Source organism: Verrucomicrobiia bacterium, from assembly GCA_023953615.1.
In the GTDB taxonomy this organism is placed as follows: Bacteria; Verrucomicrobiota; Verrucomicrobiia; order Limisphaerales; family JADLHS01; genus JADLHS01.
Window position 1 is genome coordinate 302288 of record JAMLJH010000001.1, and the last position, 21783, is coordinate 324070.

Here is a 21783-nt window from a genome sequence, read left to right on the forward strand (position 1 = left end):
ACGCTCCCGACATCCGAGCGCGTCCAGATCCTCGCCAAAACTGCCGGACGCTGCCACATCTGCGGCAGATTTATCAGCGAGGCGAGTTGGCACGCCGATCATGTTTTAGCTCACAGCGCCGGCGGAGCACACAGCGCGGATAACTGTTGATCATCGAGAGGTTGTCCACAGTTTTTTGGGAGGCTGGCAAAACTTAGCCAGAACGATGCGATTGGAGTTTGGGTGGAACGGGCCACTGGCTCGTTCGGTCGGGCTACCAGCCCGACGGCCGAACGCCAAGCGTGCGAACCCAATGGGGTGCGATCTCCGTGCGCTCGGCCGGGCGGCAGGTTGCCGCCCAGAACGGCCGGCCGTTCCACTCAGACTAACTGCCTCCTTCCGGCTTAGCGTAGAGCGCGACCGAAGGCAACCCACGGCGAGGGCCGTGGGTTGAATGCTGCACCGCCCCAAGCCCCAGCGGGGCGACAGAAAGGGCGCGTAGAATTTCAGCGGGTATCGGTTCTGGGCGGACCCGCGAATGTCCCTCCCAGCACAACGACGGCGATGTCGTGAGCGTGTGTCCGACCAACAATGTGGCTGCGGCGTCCCGCCGCAGTTCCAACCAAACCAAGTCGAAACGTCTCGGCGGCTCTTAATTTTGGAACCTGAATGTCGTCCGCGAGACGCGAACGACCACCGCCGAGACGGCGGTGCTCCCCCCAATGCCCATTCCTCTGCCAATAATTCCCTTGTCTTCCCGTTCGCGTATTTCGTGTCTTTCGCGGTTGTAGCCACTTTGGAATTAAACACTTTTCCCCTCTCCCGACCTGTCGGTCACCCTCTCCCCATCGGATGGGGAGAGGGCCGGGGTGAGGGGATATTTCCCTGGGGAGGGACGCGTTCCACCGCGTCCCTGAATAGTTGGGGACGACGTGGAAGCCGTCCCTTCCAACATGATAACCTGCCGACCAGTACAATCCGGTTATCGTTGCCGATCCGTGCAGCGGCACGGCGGAGGCGGATTTGGTTTACTATCTCACCCTCGGCTATGAACGCAGCCCAGCCTCAACCCGAGTCTTTACTTTCGCCACGGAGTTGCCACAGCGGGTCAAGGTGTCGTCAGACGTAGAAAACGATTCGCACCGGTAGCCGGCAGAATCACTTGATAGCGCCCGTTGACTATCGCCGGGGTTACGGCTACCGGAATCCAGGTGGCGGATGCTCCGAGTTCCGCAGTTTCCTCGAGCACACAACTGGCGCAGGCCAACGCCCATTCGACCACCACATTTGTCCCGTTCACTTGAATGCTCAAAGCCGTGGGATCGGCGGTCGGCAGCGCCAAGCGTAAGAATCGCCGTGCTCCGGTCGCGGGCAGGATCACCTGATAATGACCCTCCACCTCACTTGGAGGAGTCGCCACCGGAGTCCAATGCGCCCCGGCCCCCAGTTCGGACGATTCCTCCAGCACACAACTGCTACATCCCATCGGCCACTCGACCAGCACATTGGCGCCGGCGGAACGAATTCGCAGCCCTCCCCATTCCATGGCGCGGAAGAATTCGGCTCCAGCCGCAGTGGGACGCGCCGGTAAAACCGTGCGCAAACCGGTTGGCGTGATCAAATCATCGGCCACCCAATCCGCCGGTTGCGACAGATTCGACGTGCGTTCGATGAGGTAATTCCGATTGGGAATGGCGTAGAGCACCAGTTCCAGTTGGTTATTGGAGTCGCGTTGGGTCTCCAATATCGGCTCGGCCCCCACCACAAAGACTCGTCCCGAGCGGACCGCACCGTCGCCCGGCAGCCCACTTTGACGTTCACCGGTCAACGATTCACCCACCAACGCCACGACCGCAGAATTGGGCGCCGGTTGCACCGTAAAGTTGAGTTGGCCCAATGTGAAGTCGCCATGCAACAATCCGCCGGGCTGCGCGCCCAAGAGGATTTCCACCCGGTTGGATGGCAACACGGTCAGACTGGTGGCGCCGATCTCGGAACTTAAACCGGAGAGCGTGAAATTGGTCAGCCGCGTGGAACTTGAAGCATCCGGCAGCAACCCCTGTAAGCCCAATACCAATCGCAAACTGGTTACATCCGCCCGCGAATGTAAGGTCAGAGCGATGCCTCCAGTTCCATTCGAAAGCACCGCAACGGAGCCCAGTTCCACGGAGAAAGACGGCAAGGCTTTCAACACGTCCACCGCAAAACTCTGGGTCGCCGTCAGCACCGGCGTGCCGTTGTCGGTCACGATGATCGTTATCCAATAATTCGTGCCGCCTTGCGTTTCATCGGGACGCCAACTGAAGACGCCATCCTGCGGCGTGATGCTGGCGCCGGCGGGAGCGTTCGGTCCCAAACTGAAGGTGAGCTGCTGGAAGGGCAGATCGACATCACTCACCACGTTCGTAAAAGTCAGCAACCGGCCTTCGGGAATCGTCACGTTGGCAATCGGCGCCAGTACCGGCGCATGATTAACGGCCTTGACCACCACCAGAAAAGTTTGGGTCGTGGTCATCTGGGGCAACCCACTGTCACGAGCCACAACCGTAATGGCGTTCGTAGTGCCGCCCTGGGTGGGACTGGTCACCCACGTTAAAGCCCCGCTGATCGGGTTGAGCACCACCCCCGACGGGGTACCGCTGCCCAGCAAGAAACTGATGGCGTCCTCGTCTGGATCCGTTGCCGCCAGAGTCAGGCTCAGTGTCTGCCCCGCGTCCACAATCCGATCGGCGATCGGAGCTAACACTGGCGGCTGATTGGAAAACGCGATCGTGGTTTGCGCCTGCGGCACCGCGGGCGCGGCTTCCCGATTGCCAGCCCGGTCCGTGGCGATGCTGTAGAACGCGTAAGCCTTGCCCAATTCGCCTTGGAACAAAGCCGCTCCGGCAGTCGCGCCGCCGAGCCAGCGCTGGAACGGCGCGCCGTCCTCGCTGAAATAAATGTCGTAGCTGGCAATGCCACTGCCGGTATCCTGTCCCGACCATTGGACAGAGAACGCCGTTTTACTCTGCGGCGGCAGGGCCGCCACCGAACTGACCGGAGGCGTGGCATCGGTCTGATCCACCAGCTCATAGGTCAGGGTGTAACTCCCGGTACTGGCGGCATCAAGCAAATGCAGAATGTTTTCACGGATGGGTCGAGTCCCCTGGCCGCGGAAGGTGCGGTCAGTCACCCAGGCATTATTCAGACTGAGGACGACGCCATCGGAGCGCATCACTGAGGCGAGGCGATACTGTCCATTCGCCGGATCCGGAATTCGCAAATACCCCCAGCCCGACGGCAAGACGGCATTGAGTTGCACCTGCAAATTCTGCGGCGACAATGTCCCCACAACCACGCCGTTGGTGATTACCTCCACATGATTGCTGGAGCCGTCGCTCAACCAGAGCGTGTCCGGGAAATCCCGTAAATTCGGAATGTCATTGACTAGAAACGCATGTTGACCCGCCACCTCGACCAACCGATTCATTTTATGGATGCGCACCTCATCAATCAACGACGTGCGCGGATTCCCGTGACTATCCAGGTGCTCGAAGGTGGCGCTGTAATCAATGAATAAACCCTGCAAGGTTGACGTGAACAACCAGCGCCCCACCCCGATTCCACCTGCGGGAATGGTCCCGAAATCCACCGTGAGCGACGGCGTCAGGTTCTGTCCCTGCACCTCGCTGGCGATGATCTGAAAATCAATCAGCAGACCTTTTTCGTTTTCGACGATTTCCGGTTGCGCGGAAGTGATGCGGAAATTTTTCGCCTCACCGGCGCCTTTGTTTTGCACCATGATGGCCAGGTTGTAGGGAATGCTCGGCTCGACGATATCCGTGAACGGATCATCGGAAAACACGTCCCGCTCGTGGAAATAATCCAGAGTCAACCGGGCGGTTGGATTCACGGTAATCGCCACCGGACTGAGCGGCATGGTCACCACCACTCCGTTGAGCGAATAACGGAATTCACCCGAAACAAAATACTCCGTGGGCTCCAGCGGGGCGGCGTCCACCGTGGGCACCAAAACCCAACTGGCCGTCCCCTTGGCACCGCCCGCCACGACGCCTCCCCCCACGACATCCGCCAAACCGCTCAACTCGGGCGCATCAATTCCGAACAATTCGTTGCGGTCATTCCCCTGCCCATCCGTTACCCGCACGGTAATCGCAATTCCTTCAATGGCGCCCGCCGTACCGTTATCAACCTCCAAAGTGGCTTTGAAAGCTTCGCGGCTGAGCACGGCTTCCTGGTCCAGCTTGATTTTGACTCTGGCACAAACCCCGCCGCTTTCCGCCTCGGACCGGAAACGCGCCGTTTCCACAATGGCGTTGATGGGGTCGGTAAATCCGGCGGCCACAGCCTCGCTATGGTACTGGCCCGCCAGGATCATCTTTTCCTTGAGCACCACCATGTCAATGAAGTCCAAGTTTGCTCCTGGCGGCGCATCCGCAGGACGGGAAATGCCCTGATCAATCATGTCCAACGTGCGATTCCAGCGATCCAGGAAACGATTCAATTCCGCGAGCGGCACTCCCGGCGGCAGAACTCCCGTCAACAAACTCGTCCGTTCCGCTGCCGTCACACTGCGGTCACCATCGGAACCGGCCACGGCCGCGGCTTGGAAGCGCGCGTACCAATCCCCGGTGGCCGTGTCGGCCGCTGGATTAAACCACACCCCGTCGGGGGCGCCGGTCAACTCGTTAAACGCATCCAACATGGCGCGGACTCCTTCCTTGTAATGGTCCATCAGGTCATCGGCCCCGGATTGTCCGATGACGCCATCTGAGGAATACACTCGCGTCATCTGATTAGCCGCCCCCGCCCCGCCACTTCCGGCACCAGCCGAAGTGACGCAACGCACCAACGAGTAGAGGCAGGAAGGCAGACCGGCTCCGGGAATCAAGCAGCCCGCGGCGCCTACCGCACAATCCGCCACCGTGCCCAACGTGACGCCGCTCGATCCCAGTCCATCCCCACAAGAATAACCGCTGGCAAAACATCCGATCGGCCCGGGAATGCAACCCAGCGCCGTGAGTATCAGACACTTCGGATCACACCCGAACTTGAATGAGATGGATGGACTGGAGTAACTGGAGTTCACGCTACCGCCGCCCCCGCCACCACCACCGCCGCCGCCCCAACCGCCCCATCCACCGCCGCCGCCACCACCACCACCGCCACCACCGCAATCTCCCACCACGCCAGTAACGGCTATGGCGGTGCCGCCCCCAATCCGAAAATTCCCACACTCGAATCCCCACGAAGCATCCCCGCGGATATTGCAGGGAATACCCGCCTGGGCTGTGACCAGCGACTGTCCGTTGACCGCGCCGCCCGGCAATGCCGCCGGACTGTCAAAATCCGCCACGCGCCGCAGAGTCACCGGAATGGTGAGACTGCTCTTGGCCGGGATGCGCCCCAGATCAGTGATCAACGGTTCGATCGAGTAAAACGGATGCGAACTGAAATTCCATTTCACATCATCCGCGGCAATCAAACCGTGATTCTCAAATTTGACGTTCACCTGTTTGGTTTGACCCACCACGGTCAAATCACTCACGTCGAGTAGTGGCGGATCCAACGTCACCACCGGCGCCGGCACCACCGTTTCAAAAGTCGTTTCAATGGTGATGCGATAACGGTCCTCGATCTCAATGCGTTCGACGGTCCAGGTGTAACGCACGGCTTGATAAGACAGGAACGCCCGAACTTCGTTGGTAATTCCCGCTTCCACAAAGACCGTGCCCCGATAGCCATTATGCTGCTCGGCATCCAATTCCACGTCGTAGTAGCCTTCCATGATTTCCGGCAACCAGAATTGTCCATCTCCACCAGTGACGCCGTTGGTGACCACCTGATGGCTCACGGCATCGCGCACGCGAACGGTGGCGTTGGTCAGAGGTGGTTCGCCTTCCGAGTAGTAGGTAAATTCATCCGCAGCGATGACTTGCAATGTGCCTTTCGCCTCGGACAAGGCGCGGAAGGAGAACGGTACCGAAAGGCCGGTACCCGTACCGTTGATGGCCAGATTGCCGTTATGCATCTGCAAGGGTAAATCTTCCGGCGGGTTAAGTTGCAGCGTCACCGTGTTGGTTTGGCCCGGCGCCAAAGTGGGCAAGGGATTGGGCGAAGCCAGCGACATCCAGGCAATCGGAGGCAATGAAATGGTCAACGGCCCGCTCTCCAGTCCGCCGGTGTTGACGATTTGGAATGAAACAATTCGCTGGTCGCCTCGCTTCATGCCGCCAACCAAACTGCCCGGGTAAGCCACCAGGCGTGGAACCAACGGATCAATGGTGACCCGAACCGGGATTTCCAATACTGCGCCCTCAGCACTGGTAATCCGCAGCGCCAAGGTGCCCGTCGTGAAGGAGGCATCCGTGGCGCTCATTTCATAATGCAACGCCAAACTCGCTTCGCCAGCGAGGTAGTTGGTTTCCAGGCTCGCCCCAACCACGAGATTGGCGGGAACATTGGACACCGCGACCGTGAGATCCGTCAACGGCACATCGGCAAGATTTTGAATTTGAAGCACATTCGCAACACTGCTCCCTTCACTCAAACGCACCGCGGGTTGGCTGGGCGTAGCCTTCATGCCCAACAGATAAAAACTGTCCTGCGTCGCCGGATTGGAGACTCCGGGATGGCTGGCGGCGATTTCATAAAACCCGGCTTCACTCGGCAGCGGTTGCCAGGTGGTGGAGAAATTACCGGCGGCGTCCGTCAGCGCCGCAATAATCCGGGTTGTGCCCCGAACGCGGATCGGAATGTTCACCAGAGCAAACGGAATCTTGTTGCCCGGTTGTCCCGGCTGAAATGCACTGCCACTCAGCGGTACCGGGGTACCCGCGGGAGCCGCCTCAAGAGACGTCTGCACCACGGCATCGTAGGCGGGCGCTACCACCATGGGCGCACTGGAAATGCGATAATTATTATTCTCATCCAGCTCCACCGCGCCATCCATGGCGTCAGCCTGCACGATGACCCAGTATGAACCCGCCGCCTGCGGCAACCGGACGGAGAGGCTTTGTCCAATGGCGGTGCCGGCCGGAAGCGGCCCGTTAAATCCCGCCTGCCCAACGAGCACATTGTGCGGGCCGATCAATTGATTGGTGGAAAGCCAGATGCGTTGGACCACCGAATTGGAAGGCATGGCCACGGTCCCCTGATTCAACAACTGCCAGCCCAGTGAAACATAAGTTTCGGTCGTCGCACTAAGCGGCGCCGTGATGCTGCCAATGACCAGGTCGGGCAAGTTAACATCGGTTACCGTGATCTGGCCGCTGCCGGAGGTGAAGCCGGCGGCGCTGGCCGTCACCGTCACGGGTTTGTTTCCATCAGTGACGCCATCGTCCACCGAAGCCACATTGAATTCCGCACTGCTCGCGCCAGCCGGAATAGTCACCGTCGGGGGCACGGTTAATTCCGCCAGGTCGCTGGAAACGAGTTGCACCACCAAACTGGTCTGGGTGCCGGTATTCCGGGTGACGGTGCCCACTGCCGCCGGAGTCTGGCCTTCAGTCACCACACTACGATTGAAGGAAACACTCAAGGTCGGACCGTCGTCATCCGTCACCGTTAGGTTGGCCGGAACGCCTTCGCCCAAGCGCGTATTAGTGGCGCTGGCCAAAAACCACGACTTCACGGTCACCGCCTTCTCACCATCCACCAGCGAGTTATCCACCGCCGCCACATTGAACGTGATATTGGTTTCGTTGGCTGGGATGGTGACCCGATGCGGTACCTGCACGGCGTTGGTGTTGCTGCTTTCCAAATCCACCACCAGCGGGCGCGGTGAAACCGGCCAGCGCGTCAACGTGGCTTGTGCCGCTTGAGGTCCGGCTCCTTCGGCGAACACCGGAGGAACAATGTCCAAAGTCAGCGTCGGCCAACGACCATCGAGAATGGTGATTTCGGCGCTGCCGGACTGATAACCGGTGGCGGTAGCGGTCGCGGTTACGGACTGGGCAGCCTCGATAAACGTGTTGTCAATAGCGAGCGCGGCAAAGGGCGCGCTGTACTGACCCGCCGGAATGGTGAGCGTCAATGGCAACATCAGCCGGGACGCCACCGAAGCGCTGAAGCTGACTTCGACGCTCTGGTTGGTTCCAGCCTCGCGCGACAGCGTGGCGGCCACGGTACCGCCTTTAGTCACCTGGTTGGTGCTGAATTGAATCGTCAACCGCGGTAGATCCACGTCCACCACTACCAAATTAGCGTTGCCCTCAGCATAACCCGTGGCCGTGGCCTGTAACCCCACCAACTGGTCGCCGTCAGCGATGCCGTCGCGCAACGAGATGATGTTGAAAGTGGCGGACGCCGAACCGGCGGGGATCGTCACCTGACTTGGAGTGGTCAATTTATCGGGACGACCATGCAACAAAGTAACCGTCAACGGCGTGGTCCGACCGCCATTCCGCGTTACCGTGCCAACGATCGGTTGGGAAGCGCCTTCCACAACCTGGGTGGCGGACAGTTGCAACTGGAGGGTCGCCGGCACGCTGGTCTGATTGGTTGCCACACCAAAGTTATTCGCTTCCGTCGCTTCGAGAAGCTGCTCACGACTATCCGTCATCGCGGCAAACCAGAAATTGCCCGCCGGTCCCGTCACTGGAATGACCACCGATTGCGTATGGCTGACAGATGCGCCAGGAGCCAAGCCACCCGGGCGGGTCACCGTGACGAGTTCAATCAAATTTCCGGTTGCAGTCGCGTTGGTGGCCAGGAACAGCGTTTCACTCCAAGCTCCGGCAGCCGTTGCGGCCCCCGAATTGGTGGTGATCCACTGCACGACCACCGGTTCGCCGGGCAGCGCGGTGGACGGTGCCGATAGCAGGCTCACTTGAAGGTCAGGCCGCGGCGGCAAAGTGAGAGTAATGGCTTGCGCGCGCAAGTTGTTGCTTTCATCGGATTCAGCAATCGCATTCTGTCGGTCCACAAAGGCCACGATAAAATACTCGCCGGGCACCGACCCGGCGGTGTGCGGTAAAGTTAAATCCAGCTCGTTGGTATAGCGGGCTCCGGGAGCGAGCGGCACGGTCAACGCGGTTGGGCTGGCCAGCAGGACGGCCCCCGCCAACGAGTTCGATGCGGTGGACAGATAAAGTCCATCCGCCCAGGTCGCGGTGGCGGTCGCCGCGCCCGCATTCGAAATCACCAGGGACACGGAAACATTCTGGCCAAATTGCCCGACCGCCGGAGCGGCGAGCGCAGCGACCTGCAAATCCACCGCCACGATGCTTAATGGTGAAGCGGCAAAAGCGACGTTATTTGTTTTGGTCACTTCCTCGACTTGACCGCCACTATCGAGGGAGACGCCAAAATAGTGCGTCCCCGCGCCCAACGGCGGCACGATGACGTTCTGCGTGACGACCAACGACGTCGAGGGCGCCAGGCCTCCGGGTGGATTCAAACTGAAGACCCCCAGCGTTTGCGCGGCAGAGCCGTCACTGGTGGGAGCAACCAACACGGCGTTTTGCCACGGACCAGAGGCCACTCCGGGACCGGCATTGGAAACAACCAGCGTCATTGGAATCAGCGTGCCGGACTGGGCCGTGGCTGGAACCGCAACCGCGCCCGCTACCAGGTCGGCGGGCGCCAAGGTGGTGAAGACTTGATCGCTCCCCACGGTTTCATTGCCGGCGGCATCCGTGGAGCGCACGCGAAAATGATGCAAAGTGGAAACGTCCAGACCACTCAACCAGATACTGTGATTGGTGCGCAACAGCACCGAACTCGCGGTCTTCCCGTAACTGGCGGTCAGCCCATAATCCACCCGCGAACTGGCTGGTTTATCCGTCACCCAAGTCACCTGAGCGGTACCAGCGGCGGGCACAACCGCAATCCCACTGATCACCGGTGGCGTACGATCAATAAAATCATAATGCGCCACCCAGTTCAGATTGGTTGGGTCGGTCGTGGCGAGGAGCTTGTTGAAGCTGTTCACGTTGGTGTAAAGCACCCCATTCAAGGTGAACCGATTGAACGCATAATAATCCGGCGGCGTATTGGTCACCGCCATCGGCGCGGTGATCTGAACCAACTGTCCATTGGTATAAGCACCCGCACCGGACACCGCAGCCAGGCCCTCCGGACTTGTCGCCGTAGTCACCACATGCGTCAGATTGGCTTCCTGATAATGAGCGCGAACGAAGCGATTGGAAGTCACCACCGCGCTCAAGATCGGATTGTTGCCGACGTGGTTCGTGGCGGTGGCCCAGGAATCGCCATCAGTCCAATGACTGAACTGATAACCGAATGCCGGGATCGCGGTCAGGGTATTGGTTGTGCCCCAGGTAAATGTGCCCGCGCCCAACACGCTCCCCGCTGTCGGTGGCTGGTTGGAAACATTGACGGTGTAAGTGGGGAGGGCAAAAACCGCCAGCAAGTTGACATCGGACAGCAGGGTAAAGGTGTAGCTGGCGCTGGCGCTGCGAACGAGGCCGTTTTCCAGCCAATTGGCAAAATAATAGGGCGCTTGTGTGGTGTTGGGGGTTGCCGTCACGGTCACACTGCTTCCAGCCAAGTACGTGCCGGCGCCGGTCAAGAAGCCGGCCTGGGGCGGGATCGCGCCCAGCGTCAATTGATAGCTGGCGATGATACTGAAGGTGCTGCTGGCCGTATTGTTCACCTTGGCCGCCTGGGGCGAGGTCCCGTCATGCTCGAAAATTTCCTGATCCGGATCCGCTTTGACCTCCACCAAATAGGTCCCAGGCAACGTCGCCGCAAAGCTCACCTGATGGGACACACTCGCACCGACCGTGAATGGCCCGACATTCGTGAATCGCTGATCCAACAACGTGGTGGCGCTGGTCTGATGCTGAACCAGCAAGCGTTCCTTGAAATTGGCCGTCGCGCCATCACCCCGGTTCGCCGTCTGCCAGGTGACCGCATAATTCTGCGACGCATCCGGCCCGGTCACCTGCAGGTTTTCAACCGCCAGATCGGGATACGGGGCCAGCTCAATGACGAACGGCATTTCGGATGCGGTTTCATTGTCATCCTCGAATAAAAATTCATTGACCGTATCCGTATAATCACATGCCGCCACCAGATAATAACTCCCCGAGACGCCATTCGGCAGTTGCGTGGTGTTGGTCACCGTATAGCTCTGACCCGGCTGCAGCACTCCGACGTGCGACCGGAGCGACATTTCGAAATCGCCCAGGCCGCTGACCGGATTGAGGGAAAGCGTAACTCGATCAAACCAGGTGCCCACCTGGGTTGCGAGCGAGCCGACGTTGGCCACCGTGTAGGTGTAGGAAAACGGATCGCCACTTTGGAGTCCGGTCAGCGGCGTCAGGATTGTCAAATCGGTTACCTGTAGATTGGGGAAAGCAACTTCCTCGGTCGGCGCCACGATGACGTCGAGGAGGTATTCACTCATCAGTCCGGCCGAGTTGGCGCGCGAACGCACGGCGGCGTAATACGTTCCGGTTTGCTCGATCCGCATTTCGCCCACGCTGTCATCCGGACGCCCGCTGAATTTCGTCACATACGCTCCCGACGCATCGTAAAGACTCACGACCCCGATCAATGGGCTGCTGCCGGGTTGGCGGGTGCGCAGAAATACGGTCTGCCCGGCGGCAATCGTACCCAGGTTAAAATAATCCAAATCAGCCGAAGTTTTCACATAGCCCCCCACGCTGGCTGTGCGACTGTTGGGAGCATCGGGAGGCACGGTAAACGTCAGGCCATTGGCGGTGGCGATGTTGTTGTTCGGCTCGATCTCAACCGCCTGACCGTTGCGGTAAAGCGAAATCCGAAAGCGATACTCGGAGAACCAGGAATACCAGGTGCTCACGCGCACCGCATACAAGCCATTGGTCTCCAATACCACCGGGGTCGTTTGCAATTGCCCATTGTTTTCCGTCGTCAAATTCGACAACACCTGCCCGTTCGGACGATACAACGTATAACTCAGGCCACTGGAACCCGGATCGCCCGGATTTTGTGCGGCTAAAATCAGCGTATCCCCCGCCTCGGCCTCAAATTGCCAGAAATCCACGTCGCTGCCGTTGCGTAAGTAACCTCGACCGCCGCCTGAAATCAGGTTGGGTTGACTGCTGCTCAAGTTCAGCAGGGTAGCGGTACCCACTACGTCATTGGGTTCCTTTTCCACCTCCAGCCCCGACAGGGCTTCAATCGAGAATTGACGAGACCAAGCAATCAAGGCGTTTCCGGAACGATCCTGAATATTGGTGGTAGCGGTAAACCGATAAGCCCCCGGAAGCAAAGGCGTACTCAAAACATAGGCGGCGGTAAGCCCGCTCGTGTAATTGGGACTGGTGGTCAACGGCCAAAGAATGTCATCCGAGGTATCAAAGAAGCCGTCCGGCCCCGTTGCTCGCAAATCATAGTTTAGCGCGTCATTGGCGCTGGCAGGAAGCAGGTCCTCGGAGAACTCCAAAGTAAATCCACTTAGAAACGCAGTATTCGTGCTGCCTTCCGACGAGAGGCTTGCGGTGGTGATGAATGGGCGCACGACATCGGTGATGCTCAAGGTCAAAAAGTACTGCGCCAACAACCCCGCTTCGCCAGCCGAAGCTTGGATTCGAGCGTAATAAGCGCCGGACGCCGCCGCCGGAATGGTATAGAGCAGATTGGTGGCGCCCGCTGCGCTCGCCGCGACCACGTTGCCGTTAGGGTCAAGGATGGCAAGCAGCGCCTCAAGATTGCTTTGCGAAGGCCGGTTCAACACGACGGCAATTTCCGAAGCCGGAGTCAAATTACCCAACGCGAACACATCGGCGGGGTCGCCGTAGCGTATGTAACCGAGCAGTTGGGCTTCCAAGGCGTTCCCAGCCCACTGGAAGTTGGGGACATTGGCTTGGGCGACGGTGTTGTTGTTCTCGCTCTCCAACTGCCACCAGCCCGGTGCCACACTCACCCGCAACCGATACTCGCCCCAATAACCGTAATTGTAACTCACCCGCACCGTGTAGCGTCCGCTCACCGGCAACGTCAGCGCTCCCGATTGCCCCGTCCCGTTGCTCCCCGCTGTAAAACTGCTCAACTGCACGCCGTCCGGCCGGTAGATCACATAGCTCAAACCACTCCCCCCAAGATGCCCGGGCGTTTCGCTCCCCACCAACAACCGTTCCCCGGCCATCCCATCAAAACTCCAGTAATCCACATCCCCGCTGTCACTCAAATTGCCCCGCCCATACCCGTGCCGCACCCCGCTCCCCACCAGGTCCTCCACCAACGCCGTCGCGCCATACGGCCGCAGCACCGTCACCGAGGTCCCGTAATAGTTCGCCGTCACCAACTCCGGCCCCCCGTCTCCGTCCACGTCCACCGCCACCACCGAAATCGGATACCCGTTCACCGCGTAGTTCGCCGCCCCGCCATACTGCCCGCTCCCGTCATTGAGCAACACGCCCACCCGACTGTTCCCATGACTGGCCACCACCGCATCCAAGGCCCCGTCCCCGTTCACATCCGATAACACCACTTCATACGGGTCCGAACTCCCCGCCCCATACTCCGTGCGCGCCCCAAATCCTCCACCCCCATCTCCATACCACACGCCCAACGTGTTGTTCCCCCGATTGATCGTCACCACGTCCATCCGCCCATCCCCATTCACATCCCCCAACGCCACCCCCCGCGGATTCCCCGCCACCAAATTCGTCACCCCAACCAGACTCCCATCCCCAGCTCCCAACAGCACACTCACCGTCCCCGCCGTCTCGTTGGCCACCACCACATCCAAATGTCCATCCCCGTTCACCGTTCCCAAGGCCACAGCGCTCACCCCGGCCCCGGTCGCATACGTCGTGGCCGCCGCAAACGTCCCGTCCCCAACCCCCAACCGCACCGTCACCACCCCCGCATTGTAGTTACCCACCACCACGTCCAATACGCCGTCGCCGTTCAAATCCCCCAACCGCACCGAGCGCGGATTGTTCCCCACACTATGATGCACGGCCGCCCCAAACCCGCCTACCCCATCGCCCAGCAACACACTCACCGTCCCCGAACTGTAATTGGCCACCACCAGGTCCAACGCCCCGTCGCCGTTCACGTCGCCCAACGCCAACGCCCGCGGACTGCTCCCCACACCGTAGTTCGTCGCCACCGCAAATCCTCCAGCCCCATCCCCCAGCAACACGCTCACCGTCCCCGAGCCGCTGTTCGCCACCGCCAAATCCACATGCCCGTCCCCATTCAAATGGCCCGCCACCACCGCATACGGATTGTTCCCCACCCCAAAACTTCCCCCCCCCCGATACGAACCACTCCAACCCCCGGATTCCGCCAGCCCCAAGCCCGTCGCCCCCTCCACTACGTCGTTCCCCCCATTCTCAAAGACATACCCCAACAAATTCGTCACCCCAAAATAACGCTCATACGGCGTGGATAAGGCGTTGCCGCTCGTATCTTCCAAACCGGTCAGCGCCTTGAAGCGATACGCGTCCGTCTGTAATGGCCCATTGGTAATTAGATAATTCGCATTTGACCCCAGAACATACACGGGCGAAATCGTCAGTTGATAAATTCGATCGTCACCGGTATCGAACGTCCCATCGGGACCGGCGCCACGCAATTCGTAGTTCGTCGGGACGTTGACCGTCGCGGCCTTCATATCCTTGGAAAACGTCAGTTGGAAGCGGTCCACCACGTCGGTCGTCACATTCGCTTCACCGGGCAGTGTATCCGCAACAATCTGCGGCGGCTCAACATCTTCCGGAACCTGAAGTTTGACATTTAAGAAGTACAAAGCCTCAAGCCCGACACTCGCGGTTGCGCCAGTGATCTGGACGTAATGCGGCCCTTCCGCAACGACGGTATAAACCAAATTGGTTTCTCCTTCCGTTCCACCGGCCAATACGCTGCCGGTGGAACTTAATATCTGAAGCGTGCCAAGGAGCGGACTCCGTAGTGGTTGTTCAAGATTCAGATGAATCTCCGTGCCTTCGGGTAGATCCGGCAGATGCGTCTGCGAGTTGCGCGGCAAGTTGCGCAGTTGAAACACATCGGCGGGGTCGCCGTAGCGTATGTAACCGAGCAGTTGGGCTTCCAAGGTGTTCCCAGCCCACTGGAAGTTGGGGACATTGGCTTGGGCGACGGTGTTGTTGTTCTCGCTCTCCAACTGCCACCAGCCCGGTGCCACACTCACCCGCAACCGATACTCGCCCCAATAACCGTAATTGTAACTCACCCGCACCGTGTAGCGTCCGCTCACCGGCAACGTCAGCGCTCCCGATTGCCCCGTCCCGTTGCTCCCCGCTGTAAAACTGCTCAACTGCACGCCGTCCGGCCGGTAGATCACATAGCTCAAACCACTCCCCCCAAGATGCCCGGGCGTTTCGCTCCCCACCAACAACCGTTCCCCGGCCATCCCATCAAAACTCCAGTAATCCACATCCCCGCTGTCACTCAAATTGCCCCGCCCATACCCGTGCCGCACCCCGCTCCCCACCAGGTCCTCCACCAACGCCGTCGCGCCATACGGCCGCAGCACCGTCACCGAGGTCCCGTAATAGTTCGCCGTCACCAACTCCGGCCCCCCGTCTCCGTCCACGTCCACCGCCACCACCGAAATCGGATACCCGTTCACCGCGTAGTTCGCCGCCCCGCCATACTGCCCGCTCCCGTCATTGAGCAACACGCCCACCCGACTGTTCCCATGACTGGCCACCACCGCATCCAAGGCCCCGTCCCCGTTCACATCCGATAACACCACTTCATACGGGTCCGAACTCCCCGCCCCATACTCCGTGCGCGCCCCAAATCCTCCACCCCCATCTCCATACCACACGCCCAACGTGTTGTTCCCCCGATTGATCGTCACCACGTCCATCCGCCCATCCCCATTCACATCCCCCAACGCCACCCCCCGCGGATTCCCCGCCACCAAATTCGTCACCCCAACCAGACTCCCATCCCCGGCTCCCAACAGCACACTCACCGTCCCCGCCGTCTCGTTGGCCACCACCACATCCAAATGTCCATCCCCGTTCATCGTTCCCAAGGCCACAGCGCTCACCCCGGCCCCGGTCGCATACGTCGTGGCCGCCGCAAACGTCCCGTCCCCAACCCCCAACCGCACCGTCACCACCCCCGCATTGTAGTTACCCACCACCACGTCCAATACGCCGTCGCCGTTCAAATCCCCCAACCGCACCGAGCGCGGATTGTTCCCCACACTATGATGCACGGCCGCCCCAAACCCGCCTACCCCATCGCCCAGCAACACACTCACCGTCCCCGAACTGTAATTGGCCACCACCAGGTCCAACGCCCCGTCGCCGTTCACGTCGCCCAACGCCAACGCCTGCGGACTGCTCCCCACACCGTAGTTCGTCGCCACCGCAAATCCTCCAGCCCCATCCCCCAGCAACACGCTCACCGTCCCCGAGCCGCTGTTCGCCACCGCCAAATCCACGTGCCCGTCCCCATTCAAATGGCCCGCCACCACCGCATACGGATTGTTCCCCACCCCAAAACTTCCCCCCACCCGAGACGAACCACTCCAACCCCCGGATTCCGCCAGCCCCAAGCCCGTCGCCCCCTCCACTACGTCGTTCCCCCCATTCTCAAAGACATACCCCAACAAATTCGTCACCCCAAACGTCCGTACATACGCCGTGGGTAACGGATTCAGACTCAAGTCTTGGAGGCTGGGAGAAACCGTCAGCCGATAAAGCCCCTCCTGCAGTGGCCCATCGGTCACCACATAAGACGCATTGGTTCCATTGGCATATACGGGAGCAACCGCAACGGAATACAACAGATCATCAGCGGTATCAAATACGCCGTCCGGCCCGGCATTGCGCAGCTCATACGCACTTTCAACATTTACCGTTGCGGGAGCGAGTTCTTCGGAAAATTGGAGCGTGAACCGATCCAATACATTGGCAACGCTGCTGCCTTCAGTCGGTAAACTATCCCCCACAATCTGGGGCGCGGTGGTGTCTGGAGTAATTACTTCTTCAATCCGCAAGAAATACTGCGATAACAATCCGTCAGTCCCCGCACTGCCGCGAATGCGAGCATAATAGTTTCCAGCCGTATTTTCCTGAACTACGTGAGTGAGATTGGTGGCGCCCGCCGCAGCTGAGGCCACTACCGTGTTGCCGCTGTTGACAATTTCAAGAATGGGCTCCAGCGGACTGGAATTGGGTTGCGTCAGGGTCAAACGGACTTCAGTACCTTCCGGCAACGTCAATACCGGTTCGGTTCGCCCCAAAGGGGCATGAGAAAGCGCGAACACGTCACCGACATCGCCAGCTCGGATATAGCCCAGCAATTGCACCCACTGGTTTGTCACCGTTGGTTGGAAGTTGGGGACATTGGCTTGGGCGACGGTGTTGTTGTTCTCGCTCTCCAACTGCCACCAGCCCGGTGCCACACTCACCCGCAACCGATACTCGCCCCAATAACCGTAATTGTAACTCACCCGCACCGTGTAGCGTCCGCTCACCGGCAACGTCAGCGCTCCCGATTGCCCCGTCCCGTTGCTCCCCGCTGTAAAACTGCTCAACTGCACGCCGTCCGGCCGGTAGATCACATAGCTCAAACCACTCCCCCCAAGATGCCCGGGCGTTTCGCTCCCCACCAACAACCGTTCCCCGGCCATCCCATCAAAACTCCAGTAATCCACATCCCCGCTGTCACTCAAATTGCCCCGCCCATACCCGTGCCGCACCCCGCTCCCCACCAGGTCCTCCACCAACGCCGTCGCGCCATACGGCCGCAGCACCGTCACCGAGGTCCCGTAATAGTTCGCCGTCACCAACTCCGGCCCCCCGTCTCCGTCCACGTCCACCGCCACCACCGAAATCGGATACCCGTTCACCGCGTAGTTCGCCGCCCCGCCATACTGCCCGCTCCCGTCATTGAGCAACACGCCCACCCGACTGTTCCCATGACTGGCCACCACCGCATCCAAGGCCCCGTCCCCGTTCACATCCGATAACACCACTTCATACGGGTCCGAACTCCCCGCCCCATACTCCGTGCGCGCCCCAAATCCTCCACCCCCATCTCCATACCACACGCCCAACGTGTTGTTCCCCCGATTGATCGTCACCACGTCCATCCGCCCATCCCCATTCACATCCCCCAACGCCACCCCCCGCGGATTCCCCGCCACCAAATTCGTCACCCCAACCAGACTCCCATCCCCGGCTCCCAACAGCACACTCACCGTCCCCGCCGTCTCGTTGGCCACCACCACATCCAAATGTCCATCCCCGTTCATCGTTCCCAAGGCCACAGCGCTCACCCCGGCCCCGGTCGCATACGTCGTGGCCGCCGCAAACGTCCCGTCCCCAACCCCCAACCGCACCGTCACCACCCCCGCATTGTAGTTACCCACCACCACGTCCAATACGCCGTCGCCGTTCAAATCCCCCAACCGCACCGAGCGCGGATTGTTCCCCACACTATGATGCACGGCCGCCCCAAACCCGCCTACCCCATCGCCCAGCAACACGCTCACCGTCCCCGAACTGTAATTGGCCACCACCAGGTCCAACGCCCCGTCGCCGTTCACGTCGCCCAACGCCAACGCCCGCGGACTGCTCCCCACACCGTAGTTCGTCGCCACCGCAAATCCTCCAGCCCCATCCCCCAGCAACACGCTCACCGTCCCCGAGCCGCTGTTCGCCACCGCCAAATCCACGTGCCCGTCCCCATTCAAATGGCCCGCCACCACCGCATACGGATTGTTCCCCACCCCAAAACTTCCCCCCACCCGATACGAACCACTCCAACCCCCGGATTCCGCCAGCCCCAAGCCCGTCGCCCCCTCCGCCTCGCCGTTCTCTCGATTCTCAAAGACAAAGTCGCCCCATTTCACCACCGTAAAATCATGCGCCAAAGCCGGAGTCAACGGATTGCCGGCGCGATCGGTAACGGTGGCGGCGATGGTAAAGCGATAATTATCGGGTTGGAGCGGACCCGCTACGAGCATGAAGGTCGCATTGGTCCCCAAGGAATAATTGGGTGGCAGCAGCGGATACAGCACGTCATCCTCCGTGTCCAACCAGCCATCGGGACCGGCGCCGCGGAGGGAATAGTTGGCCAATTGATTAACCGACACCGCCTGCATGGGTTCGGAAAAAGTAACCGTGAAACCATTGATGATATTTGACGCCACGGAGCCAGCTGCGGGTAGAGTCAACGCCGCTACGCTGGGGGGTACGGCATCCGCAATGTTGAGCGTCAGAAAATATTGAGCCAGGAGATCGCGGTTCGTCTGCGTGCTGACACTCATAAAGTAGTCGCCTGGATTGGTTACCACGTAATTAAAGCCGGTGTTCGTGGATAATACAGCCTCAAGTCCACGGTGAAGCGTCAAGGTAATGTTGCTGGCGGACAGCGGACTGTATGGGCCGGCAACCAAGCTGGCCGCGATCGTGTTACCCGGGGCCAGAGCGCCCAGATTGTAAAAATCACCGCTCGTATCGTCGCCGGTCAACGCCCCCGCCACCCGCAATTGGAAATTACCCGCCTGCATTTCCATGGTGAATTCATTGGCTTGCGCCATGGAGTTATTGGGTTCCATTTCCAACTTGGGACCACGCGCCAGGTCAACCCGCAAGCGGTATTCCGAAGCCTGGTTATCCGAAAAGACCTGCACCAAATACGTGCCCGGTGTGGACAACAACACATCATGGAACTCGGCAATTCCAGTCGCCGGGCCATTGATGCTGGTCACCGTTTGGCTGGCCGCATTCAACAGCCGTAGTTTCGGCCGCGAGTTCCCGATGGCCGTTTCGATGCGTACCGTCAATCGGTCGCCGGTTTCAGCTTCCAAAGACCAGTTCTGCCCCTGTGCCACGCCGACGCCATTAAAGTTGTTTGTCAACGCCGCCACGAAAAATCCGCTCGCCGCAGGCGCTTCAACCAGTTCAAGCGGTGCGGTCGGTTGCGCGTGACCACGCCCGGCACAGAACATCCCAAGCAGCAGCGCCGCCGCCAGCGCGGTTCGGCGGAGGAACCAAAGCCGTTGCCTCGCGGCAATAACGCCAGCGCTCAACCGGGAGAGCCGTAACGATCCACTGGTTGACGACACCAGACTGGAAGCATCGGCGGATCCGCGCTGCATGCTGGAGAAATGGGTGGTGTTCATTTTCATATCGTTGCTCATGCTTAACTGTCTGATTTGCTGGAGAGAATTGCATAGCGCCGCCCGCTGCGACAACAACATCTCCCACGGTAAATATCTTCCGAGTGAACTGATCCCTTAAGCGACCCTGCGACACCAAGTCCGCTAGTTGGTGATCATATCGCCACACTGCATTGCGTATGTCAAGCATCTGCTCCCCCCGGAAAATTACCGATTACCGGATGATTACCGGGTTGCTCCGGAGCTCCGGCGCTGGCAGGCTTTTCATCAACAAAAATCTCGGATTGTGAACTGGTTTTTTTTTGTCTGTTTTTTCGTGATATCGAGTGCGTCCGTTGGGGCGGCCAACAGCGCGGCTCGTAATCAACAATTGCTGCTGATGCCGCGGAGCGAAACCGCCAGGTCTGCGCTGCAGGAGTTGCACGCGACTCACCTGGCTCGCGTGATTCGATCCTTCCCGGCGCTGGGCCAGCTTCAAGTGGTTCGCGTGCGTGACGGAGACAATGTTGCCGATGCGATTACCCGTTATGAAGCGAGCGGCTTGGTGGCGTTTGCGGAACCCGATTACGCGGTGTCCGCCGCCGCCACTCTCCCCAGCGATCCGTACTTTCAAAACGGCACCCAGTGGTGGCTGAACAATTATGGCCAAAATGGCGGTGTCCCGGGCGCCGATCTAAACGCTCCGCAAGCGTGGGATGCGTCCCGCTCCGCCAGTAACGTCATTGTCGCCATCATTGACAGTGGCATCCGTTATACCCACGAAGACCTGATGGAAAACCTTTGGACCGCTCCGGGCGATGGCAGTCACGGTTTCAACGCTCTGGACCTTTCCAATGATCCGTGGGACGACAACGGTCACGGCACGCATCTGGCCGGAATTATTGGCGCGGCAACCGATAACGCCCGTGGCGGCGCCGGCCTGGCTTGGCGGGTGCAAATCATGGCGGGTAAATTCCTTGATAGCGCGGCGAACGGCTTTACTTCGGATGCGCTGACCTGCATTGAATTTGCGCTGACCAACGGCGCGCAGGTCATCAACTTGAGCTGGGGCGGTTCGAGTTTTTCCGCCGCCTTGTCCAACGCGATCTACACGGCCCAAGCGAACAATGTCATCTTTGTTGCCGCCGCCGGAAACAGCGGTCAAGACACCGATCTTACGCCCTTCTATCCGGCTTCGATCCGCTTGGACAATCTCATTTCCGTCGGCGCCTCCACGCGCTTGGATGGTCGTTGGAATTCCTCGAGCTACGGGGCAGTGAGCGTGGACTTGTTTGCGCCCGGAGCCGAAATTCTTTCAACCAGCGCCACCGCGGACAATGCGTACCAAAATCGCAACGGAACATCCATGGCCACCGCGTGTGTCGCGGGCGCATTGGCCTTGATGCGTCAACAATCGCCCGACGCTTCGGCAACCGAATTGCGCCATTGGCTGTTGAGTTCGGTGGATTATCGCCCCGCTTTCGCGGGGAAATGCGTCAGTGGAGGGCGACTTAATCTGCGGAAAATTTTAGACCATCCTGGATTGGCCAGCGCCCCCGGAGCCGCTCCGTTCACCGCGCACATCACCGGTCTGCCGGGTCACCGATATACGCTCTGGGCTTCCGACAACCTGAACACCTGGAGTGCGATTCAAACAAATCTCCTGCCGCCTTCCGGAACGTGGCTCTTTGAGGAAAATCCAACCAACACGCCGCAGCGGTTTTTCCGCGCTACGCCCGCACCTTGATTAAATC

2 protein-coding genes are annotated in these 21783 nt (G+C 59.9%); one reads left to right on the forward strand and one right to left on the reverse strand.

The genetic code is table 11. The annotated features are described in order from the left end of the window. Positions 1-1087: 1087 nt before the first annotated feature. A complete protein-coding gene (locus M9920_01200) occupies positions 1088-20059 on the reverse strand; it encodes an FG-GAP-like repeat-containing protein (GenBank protein ID MCO5050906.1) in 18972 nt (6323 codons plus the stop codon). Positions 20060-20336: 277 nt separating this feature from the next. On the opposite strand from M9920_01200, the gene M9920_01205 reads away from it, so the two are divergent. Continuing rightward, a complete protein-coding gene (locus M9920_01205) occupies positions 20337-21776 on the forward strand; it encodes a S8 family serine peptidase (GenBank protein MCO5050907.1) in 1440 nt (479 codons plus the stop codon). Positions 21777-21783 lie beyond the last annotated feature (7 nt).